At 66.9% G+C, this 14,545-nt stretch carries 8 protein-coding genes; 5 read left to right on the top strand and 3 right to left on the bottom strand.

Translation table 11 applies throughout. The features are described from left to right. Positions 1–119: 119 nt before the first annotated feature. From Cba03nite_RS10245 to Cba03nite_RS10235, 3 genes are all read right to left on the bottom strand, one after another. Complete coding sequence (locus Cba03nite_RS10245) at positions 120–707, bottom strand: hypothetical protein (RefSeq protein ID WP_203744564.1); 588 nt, start codon at positions 705–707, stop codon at positions 120–122. A gap of 430 nt (positions 708–1,137) precedes the next feature. Beyond that, a complete protein-coding gene (locus Cba03nite_RS10240) occupies positions 1,138–3,594 on the bottom strand; it encodes an AAA family ATPase (protein WP_203744562.1) in 2,457 nt (818 codons plus the stop codon). 108 nt (positions 3,595–3,702) lie between these two features. After that, positions 3,703–4,257, bottom strand: coding sequence for a DUF4352 domain-containing protein (locus Cba03nite_RS10235; protein ID WP_203744561.1), 555 nt, complete (start codon positions 4,255–4,257; stop codon positions 3,703–3,705). A gap of 224 nt (positions 4,258–4,481) precedes the next feature. Between Cba03nite_RS10235 and Cba03nite_RS10230 the strand changes: the two genes are divergently transcribed. The 5 genes from Cba03nite_RS10230 to Cba03nite_RS10210 all read left to right on the top strand — a co-directional run bounded on the left by Cba03nite_RS10230 (position 4,482) and on the right by Cba03nite_RS10210 (position 14,271). Continuing rightward, positions 4,482–6,527, top strand: a complete 2,046-nt coding sequence (locus Cba03nite_RS10230; protein ID WP_203744559.1) for an RsmD family RNA methyltransferase — start codon at positions 4,482–4,484, stop codon at positions 6,525–6,527. 20 nt (positions 6,528–6,547) lie between these two features. Then, a complete protein-coding gene (locus Cba03nite_RS10225; protein ID WP_203744557.1) occupies positions 6,548–8,170 on the top strand; it encodes a class I SAM-dependent DNA methyltransferase in 1,623 nt (540 codons plus the stop codon). After that, the gene (locus tag Cba03nite_RS10220; RefSeq protein ID WP_203744555.1) at positions 8,163–9,350 is read left to right on the top strand and encodes a restriction endonuclease subunit S; all 1,188 of its coding nucleotides are present in this window, start codon (positions 8,163–8,165) and stop codon (positions 9,348–9,350) included. The genes Cba03nite_RS10225 and Cba03nite_RS10220 overlap by 8 nt, the downstream gene beginning before the upstream one ends. 39 nt (positions 9,351–9,389) lie before the next feature. Beyond that, positions 9,390–12,566 carry a type I restriction endonuclease subunit R gene (locus tag Cba03nite_RS10215; protein WP_203744553.1) on the top strand — a complete coding sequence of 1,059 codons (3,177 nt, stop codon included), beginning with the start codon at positions 9,390–9,392 and terminating at the stop codon, positions 12,564–12,566. 190 nt (positions 12,567–12,756) lie between these two features. Continuing rightward, positions 12,757–14,271, top strand: a complete 1,515-nt coding sequence (locus Cba03nite_RS10210) for a hypothetical protein (RefSeq protein WP_203744551.1) — start codon at positions 12,757–12,759, stop codon at positions 14,269–14,271. The last annotated feature ends 274 nt before the right edge of the window (positions 14,272–14,545 follow it).

Genomic DNA, 14,545 nt, shown 5'->3' with positions numbered 1-14,545 from the left:
CGAGCGACCGGCTGCATCGACGCCACCGATTTAGAGGATCTTGATCGAGTCAACCTGCAGTAACGGGACAGTCGTGGATCCGCCGATCTGCGTGTCGTACGAGAAGGAGCCCAGCACCGTCACGTTTGCTCGGAACTCGTCGTCTTCGACCAGGTTCTTGAGCTGCGTGGAGGATCCGGACAGCAGCGTGTTGGTGTCGTATTCGTAGCGTTGGTCATGTTCTTGTGCGAGATGTCGGCGCGGAACGTGTCGTCGCCGGTCGCTGCGTCGAACTGGGTCACGACCCCGTACACGACATAGGTCTTGCCGATGTACGAGTCGGGGTTCTTGGCGATCAGCTTCCATTCGCGAGCGCTGAGGGCCTTGTATGTCGGCTTCGGCGGTGGAGCGACGGGCTTGGTCGACGCCAGGCTGCTGGGCACTGCGGTGCTGGGTGCCACGGCACTGGGCGCCGCAGTCGTCAGTGTCGGTCGTGTGGCAGCGGCCGTGGCGGCGACCTGCTCCGGGTCCTTGCCGTTAAGGAAGCTGCTCGCCACGAAGGCGGTGCAGCACAGCAGCACGGCGGCGGTGCCCCCGGCAAGGATCCACAGCCAGACCCTGTGCCGTTTCGGGGCCGAGACTGGGAGGGGTGCCTGGACAGTCGGCATGGATCCGACGCGGAATCCGATGCCCGACGGCAGCGGTGGGAGATTCGGCTGGTCATTCATGAGATACCCCAAGTGACGGGTGGCGTTGAGGGCGGATGATCATCGCGTTCCGTGGTCGCTGCCTTGTTCGCCGCGGACCAGGCTGGGTCGAGTCGGGGTAGCAGTGACGCGACGTCCTGGTGCCAGCCGTGAAGTTCCGCGGCGGTCGGCGCCAGCTCGTAGGTGTGGTGGTGCATCGCCCGCGACAGCCCGTACCAGGCCGTGCGCGCGGTCCGAGCAGGTTCGTCGCCCGCGAAGGCAGGCAGTGCCAGTAACTGGTGACGCATGGGGCTGCTGGCCACGGAGGGCGCCACGCGGGACCAGTAGCTGCGTAGTCCCTCCTCCAGGGCGATGCGGGTCAGGCAGGCGCATCCGCGGTGCCAGCACCGGCGCATGCTGGGGCTGGGTCGGATCAGCAGGTTGCCTGCCACGTCGAGGAGCTGCTGAGGTGTCATGGCCGGCCCAGCCGCTCGACTACGCGCTGCGCGTCTTGCACCAGGGCGATGAGGTCGGCTCCAGCGCCGCCGTGCGCGTTGCTGTTGGCGATGGCGACCACCCGCGCGGCTGCCGGGTGGAGCCGGTGCAGAGCGGCGTTCAGGTCGCCGAGCCGCTTGGCGTCGGACAGCAAGGCCAGGGCCAGGATGGGGCGCAGTCCATGGGCCTCGCTGATCGCCTGCTCGGTCTCCGCGATGGGCATCCCGGCTTGGAAGCCGCGGATGCGGATCAGTTCCTGGCAGGCAAACTCGATGGCGTCGCGGATCAGGTTGCCAACGACGTGTACGCGCACATCGTCTGCCATGGCCTCATCGCGTGCTATCGCCCACGCATCGTCGAGGTAGCGCATCGCCGGGTTGGTAAGCCTGTCGCCGGTGACGGTCACTCGGGACCCCGTAAGCCGACTGACGGTCAGGACCCGCGCGCCCAGTTGGAGGTGCCGAACCGCGGCGGGTAGCCGGTCGTCGTGGGTGAAGACGACGACCTGGCGGTGTTTGGCGACCTCGGCGAGGACTTGGGCGAGGCCGTATACCTTCGCGGGATCCATGGACTGCACCGGGTCGTCGATGACCAGGAACCGGAATGGGCTTTCCGGCATCGTGGCGCGGGGCAGGAACAGCGCGAGCGCGAGCGAGTGCAGCTCGCCCTGGCTCATCACGCCGAGCGCCGCTCCGGGTACGCCGTCGACGGTGACGTTCAGATCGAGGCGGCGAGTGGGACCTGTGCCGGTCAGCTGGATCACGCCGAGGTCGACGTTGCTCTCCTGGCGTAGCGTGTTCCAGATAGAGGTCGCCTCCTGCATGAGAGGTGCGAGCCTTTCGTTGCGGATCCGGTTGCTGACTGCCTGCAGCCAGGTGATCGCCTTGCGTAGCGCGCTGTACGCCTCGGATGCGTGCCGGCTGGCTCGTTCGGTGGCGATCCAGTCGCGGATCTGGTCTGCCACCGGCTGCCACGCCTGACGGCGGCGCTCCAGTGCTCGTCGTGCTGCCGCCTGAGTCGGTTGCAGTGCGGTGTGCAGCGCATCGAGTGCGGCAAGCGTGCCGTTCGCAATCTTGGCGGAGTCCTGGGATCCGAGCAGGTGGTCCCAGTCCCGCCAGGCGATACGGGCGTCGGCGGGCTGGACACCTTCGGCGGTGAGGTCGAGGGCCAGTACGGCGGGCAGCGCGGGAACCAGGTCGCGCAGCACCCTGCGCGCCAGCTTCTCGACGCGGTAGGAATCTTCCAGTTGTTCGGCTCGCGTGGTGAGCTGCATCAGTTGGGCTTGCGCCTGCTCGGCCCATGCCGCGTCCAGGGTGCGACCCCCGCACACTGGACAGGGCTGGTCCGGGTGGCTGTGGTGGTGGCGCAGGGCGTCGCGGAGCAGCCCGGCCAGTGTCCGCGCCTGTTCGACAGGCGTGCCGGAAAGTTCTTCAATCTGGCGTAGCGCGGTGCTCAGTCGCTCGACCTCGGCGGCTACCTGGTCGCGGTCAGGCAGTTGCAGCACGGCAAGCTGGCGAAGCGGCGTGACGTTCGCGTCGTCGGCCGGTTCGTCCGCGGTCACCAAGGCTTCGAGCTGGTCGAGGTCGGCGAGTTTGCCGGCCAGTGCCTGTTCGGCTCGGCGGCTGCGCGGGTCGGGGTGGGCGGCCAGCGCTGCTCGCAAGTCCGGCAGCCTGGCTCCGGCCAGCTTGCGGCGGTCGTCGGCGTCCTTGCGCGCCGTCTTGAGCAGGCTCTCGATCTCGACAAGCCGGCCGAGGCCGAGAATGCGCTGCAGGGAGTCGTGCATCTCGCTTGGCTTGCCACCGAGCAGGCCGCCGAGTTCTGCGTAGGAAAGGAATGGCCGGTACAGCTGCAGCGCCCTGTCCCAGCCGAGTTCGGCAACGGACTGTCGGGGCTGGCCGGTCAGCTGCAGGAAGGCGGTGCAATCCGTCAGGCCGCCGCCGGTGCGCCAGTGGCATTCGACGCTGGCGCCGTTGCGGTGGCCTTCGACGCCGAGCCGTACCCGGATTCGTGGGTCCTCGGTCGTGTGAAGGTTGCGCCAGCCGTCGCGCCAGATCGTGCTGCGTCCGGCCCATCGCTGGTTGTCACCGGTCAACACCAGCTCGGCGGCTTCGGCGAAGCTGGACTTGCCCGAACCGTTACGGCCGGTCACGATCGTCAGTCCCGGACCCGGTATCAGGTTGAGCGTGGCGCTCTGCCCGATGCCCCGGAATCCGGTGACCTCGATACCGGCGAGGTAGGTGCCGATCGGCTCGGAGTCGCCGGGGGTGGGCGGCGGTGACAGCTCGCCGCGCGGAGCCGCCCCGTCGAGCGCCGCGGCCAACTCGTCGTCGCCGAGTACGGCGGCGAGGATGAGGGTCGCGGCTGCCTCGGGCAGGTCGGCGTTGTCGAGGTGGTCAAGGATGAGGTGGTCGATGGTCTCGTCAGGGATGGTCATGGTGTGCCTTCTCCTGGGTGGCGTGCCTGCGCCGCCCGGACCAGTCGCTGATCGAACCGGTCCAGGCAGGCTTCGGCCACGGGCGGTGCTGCGGGCAGGTGGGGAGGGCTATAGGGCCCAGTAGGCGGCGGGCTTGTCGTAGTCGAAGCCCATGCCGTCGATCTGGATGCGGCCGCCTGTGATTGCCGCTTTCGGCACGTCGAAGACGATCTTCCCGGCGACCTTCTGCCCGCTGGACAGGTCGGTGGCGTTGAGGTCGGGCTTGAAGCCCACGCTGAACGCGCCCTCGGAGACGGTGCCGTCCTTGGCGACGAACTTGAAGTTGAACGGATTCGCGTGATAGGTCCCGTCCTTGCAGACCACCGTCACATCCAGGACGAGGAAGACGCCGTGCTCGGGCTTGCTGCCGTACTCGCCCGGCTCCTTGGAGTGCTGCTTGGCATTGGCGACGGTGACCTCGACGACCGACTTCTCGCCGAGGCCGTCGCGGGTGAGGGTGACGGTCTGGCCGACCTTCGCGGTCGCGGTGGTCTTCTCGGGCGCGGCCTCGACGGCCGTGCCGTCGCCACCAGTCACCGACGAGCTGGTGTCGCCCGAGCCGGCACCGCAGGCCAGCGAGAAGGTGATGAGCGCCGTGAGGCCGGCCAGGTGGATCTTTCGCATGAACGTGCTCGCTTCCGTAGTGGTGTTTCCGCCGGAAGGCCGGCGACGACATCCATGACAGCGAGCAATTAATGGTGAGGCGATGTCTTGCTCTGATAACGGGGGTTCGCAACCCGGCTCGAAAGGATAGTGATAATCCCCCTTATCAGCGACCCGCGTTGACTCAGAAAGGAGCCCCGCCGTAGCGTGCCTGCTTGACTGTATCGAGGCGGAAGGAGGGGAGGATGCCCGTGACAGTGACCATGGCGCAGATTGCGAAGTTTGCCCAGGTGCAACGACCCAGTGTCAGCAACTGGCGACGCCGCCACGGCGACTTTCCGCGCCCGATCGGCGGTTCGGCGACCCAGCCCCTGTTCGACGCCGAGCAGGTGGCGCAATGGCTCGACCAGCGGCCGACCAGCCTGCCTCAGCAGCGGAGCGCGACGTACGGCGAGCTCTTCCGCGAGGGCCTGCGCCGCGGTCCTGCCGTCGGCACGCACTCCGCCGACGCCGACGCCGACGCCCGCGTGCGCGCCGGCCTGGCAGTGGCCGCGCTGCGTCACCTCCACGGCCGGCCGCTGCCGACCAGCGAGGAACAGCTGCGCGCCACCGCCGAGGCGGCCGAGGCTCAGCACGTCGACCTCACCGGCGTCTTCCAGCCGGTCCGCGAGCACCCGGCTGTGGCGTTGTCGCAGCTCGCCGAAGTCGAGCGTCTGATCGGCCAGTTGGGCGCCCCTGCCGCGGCAGAAGCGATCATCGAGTCGGCAGGCGGCACGTGGTGGGCGGCACCGACCCAGACCCCTACTGCCATCAGTGACCTGGCCATCCACATTGCCAGTGAGCTGCTCGGCGAGTCCGGCGAGCTCGCCGTCGCCGACCTCGCCGCCGGCAGCGGGGCGTTCCTGGCCACCGCCGCCTCGCGCGGCCGAGCCCGGACCGCGCGGTACGCGGAGACCGACCCCGCCGCAGTGGAGTTGATGAGGCTTCGCCTGCTCTGCCACGGCCTGCGTGACGTGGCTCCCCACGACGGCAGGGCGAGTGCCGACGTCGTCTTCGCCGACCCGCCGTTCCAGTCCGGCGAGCATGAGCAGCAGCAGGATCACCCGCTCTCCTGGGCGGCCAGCGTCGTTGAATGCCTTGACGACGACGCGGTCGGCTTCGCCGTCGTGCCGCAGTGGACGCTGACGCGCACCGCGACCGCCACCCGGCTGCCGGTGACGTGGTCGCGAGAGCAGCTGGTGCGGCGTGGCTGCGTCCGCGCGATCATCCAGCTGCCGCGTCACGTCCACCCGTACCTCGGCGGGGCCGACCTGGTGCTGCTGGTGCTCGCCGCCGACACCGGCGACACCACGCGTCAGGTGGTCGTCTGCGACGCGGACCGGGTGCGCGCCCGCGTCGGCGCGACCTGGACCCAGCACACCGCCGAGCTGGTGTGCGGTTCGGCCACTCGGGACGCGCGGCTCTGCCGGGAGGTTCCCGCCTCCGAGCTGCTGGCCGGGCGCACCCTGCTCCCCGCACACCTGCTGACACCGCAGGCAGCTCCGCAGGATCACCTCCTCGACGCCGTGCGGGCACGCACCACGGCGATCGCGACGTTCACCGCCGCCGTCGACGCGGTGTCAGCGCTCGACCGCATCGACATCACCCCCCGGCAGGCGCGAACCGTGCACCGCAGCATCGGTGAACTGATCCGGGGACGCCAACTGATCCGCCTGCCGGGGCACCGCATTCCCGCAGGACAGCTTACCCGCCAGGGCCAGCGGGTGTTGGGCAGCGAGGAGCTGCTCGGCCACCTGCCGGTCGGCGCACGCCGGATCGAGCTGGCTGCCCTCGGGCAGTACAACGCGGCGGCCGTCACCGAACCCGGCGACGTCATCATCCTGACCGGCGAGCAGTTGCGCGCCATCGTCGACGAGCAGGGCGGCAGCGTCCTGCTCACCCCTGTGCAGGGTCTGCGCATCCCAGGTCAGGTCAAGCACAGCTCGCTGCACCGCGACGAGCCGCAGCAGGCATGGATCGGCCCGTACGCCCTGGCCGCGCTGATGGTCGCGGACCGCAACACCGCCCGCGGCGACCACCGGGTCCGCCGGGCGGGCCTGGACCATCTTGACGTCCCGATGCTCTCGCCGACCGAGCTGCAACAGCTCGACCTGGCGGCACGGGAGCTGACCGAACTCACCGAACAGGCACAGCAGCAGGTGAACGCACTGGACGCCGCTCGGAGGCGGCTGGCCACCGGCGTCGCGTCCGGAGCTTTCAGCCTGCGTATGAAACTCAGCACCGCCAAGTGACAGTCGAGGGAGAAGAACAGATGCCACCACGTGCCCGAAAGAGCGCCGAAACGGCGCCCGCCGACCTGAGGGACATCCTCTGGAAGGCGGCGGACAAGCTGCGCGGCAGCATGGACGCGGCCGAGTACAAGCACTTCGTGCTCGGTCTGATCTTCCTCAAGTACACCTCCGACGCCTTCGACGAGCGGCGTGCGCAGATCGAGAAGGAGCTGGAGGACGAGGGCATCCCCGAGGCCAACCGCATCGAGCTCCTCGAAGAGCGCGACGAATACGCCGGGCGCGGGGTCTTCTGGGTGCCGGCCGCGGCCCGCTGGGAGACCCTGGCCGAGCGCGCCAAGAGCGGTGCCGGGCAGACCCCCATCGGCGAGCTGCTCGACGGCGCGATGAAGGTAGTCGGTGACGCCAACCCCGACCTCAAGGGCGCGCTGCCGCAGGGCCTCTACAACGGCCGCGGTGTTGACGAGCGCCGCCTCGCCGAACTCGTCGATCTGATCCACAAGCTCGGGTTCCGCGACCAGCTCAACGAGGACGGCACCCGCCGCAGCGCGCGTGACGTGCTCGGCGAGGTGTACGAGTACTGCCTGGAGAAGTTCGCGCTCGCGGAGGGTCGCCGGGGCGGCGAGTTCTACACGCCCAAGCACGTGGTCAAGCTTTTGGTGGAAGTCCTCGAACCGCAGCCGGGCGAGCGGGTCTACGACCCCGCATGCGGGTCAGGCGGCATGTTCGTCCAGGCGGAGAAGTTCATCGAGACCCACGGCGGACGGGCCTTCGACATCTCCGTGTACGGCCAGGAACTCAACCAGAACACCTGGCGGCTGGCGAAGATGAACCTCGCCATCCACGGCATCGAGGCCAACCTCGGTAAGAAGTGGGCCGACAGCTTCCACGAGGACGAGCACCCCGATCTGCGTGCCGACGTGGTCATGGCCAACCCGCCGTTCAACATCTCCGATTGGGGTGGCGAGCGACTCGTCATGGACCCGCGCTGGGAGTACGGCATACCGCCAGTGGGCAACGCCAACTTCGGTTGGCTGCAACACATGGCCCACAAGCTCAGCCCCAAGGGCCGCGCCGGCGTCGTGCTCGCCAACGGCTCCATGGCAAGCAAGCAGTCCGGAGAGGGTGACATCCGCAAAGCGATGGTCGAGGGTGATCTCGTCGCCTGCATGATCGCGTTGCCCGGACAGCTGTTCCGCTCGACGCAGATCCCGGTCTGCGTGTGGTTCCTTGCCAAGGACAAGAGCCCGCAGGGCGCGAAACGACTTGCCAACCGCGTCGATCAGGTGCTGTTCATCGACGCCCGCAACATGGGCGTGATGATCAACCGCACCGATAAGGAGCTCACTGACAAAGAGATCCAGCAGATCAGCCGGACCTACCATGCCTGGCGAGGCACCGACAAGACCATTGATTATGCCGATGTAGCTGGCTTCTGCAAGAACGTCACCCTTGCCGAGATCCGCGAACACGACTTTGTGCTCAGCCCCGGTCGGTACGTCGGGGTAGCCGAGATGGACACCGACGGCGGCGAACCGACCGAGGAGAAGATCGCAAGGCTAACCGAGGAACTCTTCGAACACTTCGACGAGGCAGCTCAACTTGAAGCCGCGGTGAGGAAGCAGTTGGGGAGGGTCGATGCTTGAGCTAATTCTCGGCGACTCCTTGGAAGTCTTAATCGATAACCGAGGAAAGAATCCTCCGTATACGGAGAACGGCATCCCCGTGATCTCAGCAAAGGCGGTGAAGAATGGACGCATCAATCTCGGAGAGGCTCGGAGAATTTCCCGGGAAACTTACGAGAACTGGATGCAGGTCGAGATCAATCGTCACGATGTTATCTTGACGTCAGAGGCACCCCTTGGCGAGTGCGCGTTAGTCGAGAGTGACGAACCATTAGCGATCGCACAACGTCTCTATGCTCTGCGGGGCCGTAAAGGGGTACTGGATAGCAGGTATCTTTACTACGCTTTTAAGACAAAAAGTGTGCAGGCAGACCTATACAGCAGGGCCAGTGGATCAACCGTCGCTGGAATCCGGCAGCCTGAGCTACTGAAAGTCCGTATACCTGATCCTGGCTACACAACCCAGATGGCCATCGCTGAAATCCTAGGAGCGCTGGACGACAAGATCGGGGTTAACGAGCGGATCGCCGAGACGTACGAGGCATTGTTGGCGGCACGCTTTGTCCAATACGGCTGGGACGATGAACCCGGCCTGCTGTCGAACACTGTTCCTCTTATGGATCTCATCAGCTTCAACCCGACCTACCCGACTCCGCGCGGAATTGCAGCGTATGTCGACATGGCTGCGGTTCCGACAAGTCGCGGTCGGGTGACGTCGCCGGGACGGCGAGTGGCCACCTCGGGAATGAAATTCCGCAACGGCGACACAATCATGGCCCGGATCACTCCCTGCCTTGAGAATGGCAAGACAGCCTTCATCGACTTCTTGGATGCCGACGAGATCGCAGTTGGATCTACTGAATTCATCGTGCTTAGATCTAAGCCGGGGATACCTCAGCATTTCACCTATGCCATTGCCCGTAGCCCGAGGTTTAGACAGCACGCTATCTCTAACATGGTGGGTACCTCGGGGAGACAGCGTTGCCCAGCCGATGTGCTGCCGGGCTTCCGCATCGTGCGTCCCGACGAAGCAGATCTCCAAAAATTTGGAGCCGATGCGCAGGCGATGTTTAACCACGTTCGGTCGCTCGACGCGGAATCCATACACCTCGCGGGGCTTCGCGACTCCCTGCTGCCAGGCCTGATTTCAGGCGCCTTGCGGCTCAAGGATGCCGAGTGCTTGGTATCGGACGCGGCCTGAGTAGATGCCCGACCCCATTCACCCCTCACAGAGTTGGCGATGACGATGGCGAACGAGGCGGCATACCCCCATGACGAGTCTGAGGCTGAGTGGGAACTGGAGGTCAAGGAGCAACTCGGCGAGTGGTGGCAGCCGCAGAACGGCGCGGAGTTGGCTCCAACCCGCAAGGGCGACGGTGAGCGTCGGGCCTGGGATGACCTGATCCTGCACGACCGGCTGCGTGACGCGGTGGCCCGGATCAACCCGCTGCTGCCGGCCGATGCGGTCGACGAGGTCGTGGCGGAGTTCGGCAAGCGGATCTCGGCGGACCCGTTTACCGAGCGCTACGAGTTACACAAGAAGATTACCCGGGGAGTGAAAGTCTCCTATGTCGATCCGGTGTCAGCGGAGAACCGCACCGCCACCGCCTGGGTGATCGACTTCATCGACCCGTACGCCAACGATCTAGTCGCTGCCAACCAGGTGGTGGTCAAGAATGACAAGCGCAAGCGTCGCCTTGATGTCGTCGCCTATGTCAACGGGCTGCCGCTGGCCGTGTTCGAGCTGAAGAAGGCCGGCGGGGCCGACGGCACCCGTGAGGCGTACGACCAGCTCATGACGTACCAGCGGGAGTTCGGTGCGACGGCGCTGGCACCCGTGGCGTTCGCGGTGGCCAGCGACGGGATCACCGCGCGGATCGGCACTCTGCTCACGCCGTGGGAGCACATGGCGCCGTGGGACGTCGACGATGTCGGCAAGCCAGCCGACGTCAGCGACGGGCGTGCGCTGGAGGTGATGCTGGGCGGTGCGTTCGACCCGCGCCACTTCCTGGACCTGCTGGCGAACTTCACCGGCTTCTCGCGCGAACGCGGTGGCGCCATCGACACGGTGCGGCTGGCGAAGGCCCATCAGATGTACGCGGTGAACAAGGCCATCGATAAGACCATCACGGCGATCGCCGGGGACGGCCGCATCGGCGTGGTCTGGCACACGCAGGGCTCGGGCAAGAGCATGGAGATGGCGTACTACGCGGCGAAGGTCATGAAGGAGCCGGCGCTGCGCAACCCGACCATCGTCGTGCTCACCGACCGCCTCGACCTGGACAGCCAACTGTTCCTCACCTTCGCCGCGAGCGACCTGATGCCGGACACGCCGGTGCAGGCCGACTCGAAGGAGCAGTTGATGCGTCTGCTCGACCGCCCCTCCGGCGGCATCGTCTTCACGACGCTGCAGAAGTTCAACCGCTCCAAGGCCGACCGCGAGGCCAACATCGACTTCCCGCTGCTGTCGCGACGCCGCAACGTGCTGGTGATCGTCGACGAGGCGCACCGCAGCCACTACGACTTCCTCGACGGGTATGCCAAGAACCTGCACGACGCGCTGCCCAACGCCGCGTTCATCGCATTCACAGGCACGCCGATCTCACGGGCGGAGGCCAACACCCGGGCGGTCTTCGGTGACTACATCGACGTGTACGACCTGACCCGGGCCGTGCGCGACGGCGCCACGGTGCGGGTGTTCTACGAGAACCGGCACATCACCGTCCGGCTGCCCGACGGCGTAGACCCCGCCGAACTCGACGAGGAGGCCGAGGACCTCACCGCCGAACTCGATGAGGACGAGGCACGGCGCATCCGGCGCGCGTTCGCCCAGTACGAGGACGTGGTCGGGCACGCCGACCGGCTCAAGCTGCTGGCCGAGGACATCGTCGACCACTGGGAGCAGCGCCGCACCGAGATGGTCAAGCTCACCGGCAAGCCGGGCAAGGGCATGATCGTCACGTTCTCGCGCAGGATCGCCGCGCGGCTGTACGAGGAGATCATCGCGCGCCGTCCGGCCTGGGATCCGGACCCCGAGGACGACGCCACCGGGCAGATCAAGGTCGTCTACACGGGTTCGGCCAAGGACCAGTTGCCGGTCGCCAAACACGTTCGGTCCACCGGCGCGATCAAGAAAATCCAGCAGCGGGCCACCAACGGCGAGGACCCCTTGGAGCTGGTCATCGTGCAATCGTTGTGGCTGACCGGCTTCGACTCCCCGCCGATGCACACCATGTATCTCGACAAGCCGATGAAGGGCGCCGCGCTCATGCAGGCGCTCGCCCGGGTCAACCGGCGCTGGGGCGAGAAGCCCAGTGGCCTGGTCGTCGACTATCTCGGCATCGCCGACGACCTCACCAAGGCGCTGGCCGAGTACACCGACACCGACGCTGCGGAGATGCCGATCGGCAAGGACATCAGCGCCGCCGCCGACATGGTGCTCGAACTGCACGGCGTCATCAGTGCTCAGCTGCACGGCATCAACTGGAAGGCCAAGCGGGACTCCGGCCGTCACCGGGCCTTCTACAACACGGTGCTTGACGTGGTGAACTACCTGCGCGCGCCGGAGCCGGACCTGGAAGAGGGCAGGCCGACCCTTTCCGAGCGGTACATGGACAACGCCCGCAAGCTCGCCCGCGCCTTCAGCAACTGCCCGCGCGACAGCAAGCTGCGTCAACTGCGCCCCGACCTGGAGTTCTTCGAGGCCGTGCGGCTGTACCTGGCCAAGCTCAAAGCCGAGGAGCGCGTGGAGCGCGGTCTCGCCACCCCCGCCGACGTGGAACTCGCCATCAGGCAGCTCGCGGCGAGCGCCATCGCCGTCGAGGATGTCGTCGACATCTACGAGGCCGCAGGCATTCAGCGTCCCGACCTGTCACACCTGGATGAGGAGTTCATCCGCAAGCTGCGGGAGAGCCAGCGCCCGAACCTGGCCATCGAGGCGCTGCGCCGCGCGATCGAACGCGAGGTCCGCTCGGTGCACCCGCACAACATCGTGGCGCAGGAGGGCTTCACCGCGAAGCTGCTCAAGACGATGCAGCGCTACACCTCGGGTGGGCTCACCGCCGCCGAGATCATCGCTGAGCTGGTAGAGCTGGCCAAGCAGATCTCCGCGGACCGCGGCAAGGCCGCCGAGATGGGCCTGTCCCAGGACGAGTATGCCTTCTACACCGCGGTCGCCCAGAACGAGTCGGCCAAGGAGGTGCTCGGCGACGCCAAGCTCGCCCAGCTCGCGAAGGAGCTCGTCGAACGTCTGCAGAACCTGCCGGTCGACTGGTGGATCCGTGAGCAGGCGCAGGCGCTGGTGCGCACAACTGTCAGACGCCTGCTGGCGCGCTACGGCTATCCGCCGGACGCCAGCAAGGAGGCCGTTGAGCTGGTGCTGAAGCAGACCCGCACCTACGTGGAGAACAACGCGTGACCATACGGCCGCAGCAAGCGAGCCGGACCGCCACAACTGATGGTGGAACACCCGTCAACCAGCCGTGGGAGCCGCGTCAGCGGTTTCCGACCCTACAATCCCTCCAGCCGGGCGATGAGAGAGAGCTCACGTGACAAATTCCGAAGTAGAGCCCACCGGAACCCCGGCGGCCCCGACCGATGAGCCGACGGTGAGCCTGGTCGAGATCGAGCCGGGAGTGGCCGTACTCTTCGCGGACAAGGCACCTGATGACCTCGACCTGATCCCCTTCGAGATGCTGAGTGCTAAGACAGGCCGGCGCCTGACCGACAAGCTCGCGATGGCGGCGGGCATCGGCAATCTGGCGGCGCAGGGCGCGCAGGGCGCGACGACTGTGCAGGGGCTGGTGCGTCTGGCGCCCCAGACCTTGCAGGCGCTCAAGACGGCGCAGCCGATGACGTCGGGCGGCTGGAACATGGGCACGCTCGTCACGAGCAACAGCAGGTTCGCCCACTCGGTGCGCTGGGCGCCGGCGACCGGGGCGCAGACCGCAGGCCTGCTCGCCACCCTCGGACCGGCCGCCGCGCTCTTGGCGCTGCAGGTGCAGTTGGCGTCGATCTCACGGCGCATCGACGAGAACATCGAACTCACGCGTGACGTGCTCCGGGCGCTGCACGAGGATCAGTGGGCGACGCTGCTCGGCCTGCACGAGACGACGATGCGCGCTGTGCGTGAGGCCCAGGTGGTCGGCGCTGTCACCGACCACGTCTTCGCCCCCATCGCGACCAGGGAGGCAGACCTGCGCACGCAACGCCTCCTCTTCATGTCGTTCCTCCGCGGGCACATCAAGGCGCTCGACACCAACGGGCCGAGCCGTCGCGCCTACATCCAGAAGAACATCGAGCAGCTTCTCGCCGACGCACACGGCGTGCTCATGGCGGAGTGGTCCTGGTATCGCGCGCAGGTGTTGCGGGCCGGTCACATCAGCCGCGACGAGGCGAATGCCGTCGAGAACGAACGACTGCTGGCTGAAATGGTCCCCGCGGCGGAGCGCGAACACACCCAGGTCATGGACGACGTGGCGGCTCTGCTCGCCGGCCTCGAACGCCAGTGCCGTCTGATGGCCGAATTGCCGGAAGAGCGCAGCCTGCCGTTCACCACCAAGCGCCGGAACATCCGCGACGCCGTCGCCATGGCCGAAGCGTTGGCCGAGCGGGTGGCGGAGCTCCGCAATGTCGCCCGCACCCAACGTGCTCCGCTTGATCCGCCTCTCACGGTATTCGATGAGGCCGTGCCGGCGGATGTGCTGCGGATCCTCCGCTGGGCCGTTCCCGACGAGGAGCCCTTGCTGGCCATCGCCGACGTGAATCTCGACCGCCTCGTCGGCGACAACGCGTACCTCGGCGTGACACCCCGACGCTTCTTCATCTCCGCACAGAACGCGGTGCGCAGACAGGGGACGATTGATCGCGAGTTCCCTCTCTCGGACATCCGCTACGTGCGGTTCCGTCAACGTGACAAGCGAGGCCCCGTCCTGGATGTCATCACCATGGACGAGAACATCAGGCTCACCTTCGACGACTGGGCGGGCAAGGGGCAAGGGCTGGACGACGCCCGCCGGCTCGGCGATCTCCTCGCCGCAGCGATGAATCTGCCCGAGAGCGAGCAGCGCACCGACCCACTGTTGGGCGGCGAGTCCTCGACGGGGCAGGCACTCACCCGGTAACCCGACCGCGACCGAAAGTGGCCCGGTTCGGCGAGCGTTGCGGTCACGGCGACTGCAGCGGGATCCACGCCGGGCTTGACAACACCGGCGGGAAACTACCAGGAGCCGCCCGCCTCGTCGCGACGTTCCCAGGCGCGCCGTCACGATGTCCCAGTCCGCCATCACGCGGAGTGGAGGCATCACACAAGCGAAGATGACCGATGATTTTCGCTGCTCAAGGACCCCGACGACCACCATCGAAGTGCGGGCGTCCAGCCGCCGTACGGTCCGGCGC

The organism is Catellatospora bangladeshensis (assembly GCF_016862575.1).
Taxonomy (GTDB): domain Bacteria; phylum Actinomycetota; class Actinomycetes; order Mycobacteriales; family Micromonosporaceae; genus Catellatospora; species Catellatospora bangladeshensis.
This window is presented reverse-complemented; position numbering and strand designations above follow the sequence as displayed.

What these genes read in the sequence shown, in the direction of transcription:
- Cba03nite_RS10245 (WP_203744564.1), bottom strand. Translation starts at nt 707, where the DNA reads ATGAATGACCAGCCGAATCTCCCACCGCTGCCGTCGGGCATCGGATTC.
- Cba03nite_RS10240 (WP_203744562.1), bottom strand. Translation starts at nt 3,594, where the DNA reads ATGACCATCCCTGACGAGACCATCGACCACCTCATCCTTGACCACCTC.
- Cba03nite_RS10235 (WP_203744561.1), bottom strand. Translation starts at nt 4,257, where the DNA reads ATGCGAAAGATCCACCTGGCCGGCCTCACGGCGCTCATCACCTTCTCG.
- Cba03nite_RS10230 (WP_203744559.1), top strand. Translation starts at nt 4,482, where the DNA reads ATGCCCGTGACAGTGACCATGGCGCAGATTGCGAAGTTTGCCCAGGTG.
- Cba03nite_RS10225 (WP_203744557.1), top strand. Translation starts at nt 6,548, where the DNA reads ATGCCACCACGTGCCCGAAAGAGCGCCGAAACGGCGCCCGCCGACCTG.
- Cba03nite_RS10220 (WP_203744555.1), top strand. Translation starts at nt 8,163, where the DNA reads ATGCTTGAGCTAATTCTCGGCGACTCCTTGGAAGTCTTAATCGATAAC.
- Cba03nite_RS10215 (WP_203744553.1), top strand. Translation starts at nt 9,390, where the DNA reads ATGACGATGGCGAACGAGGCGGCATACCCCCATGACGAGTCTGAGGCT.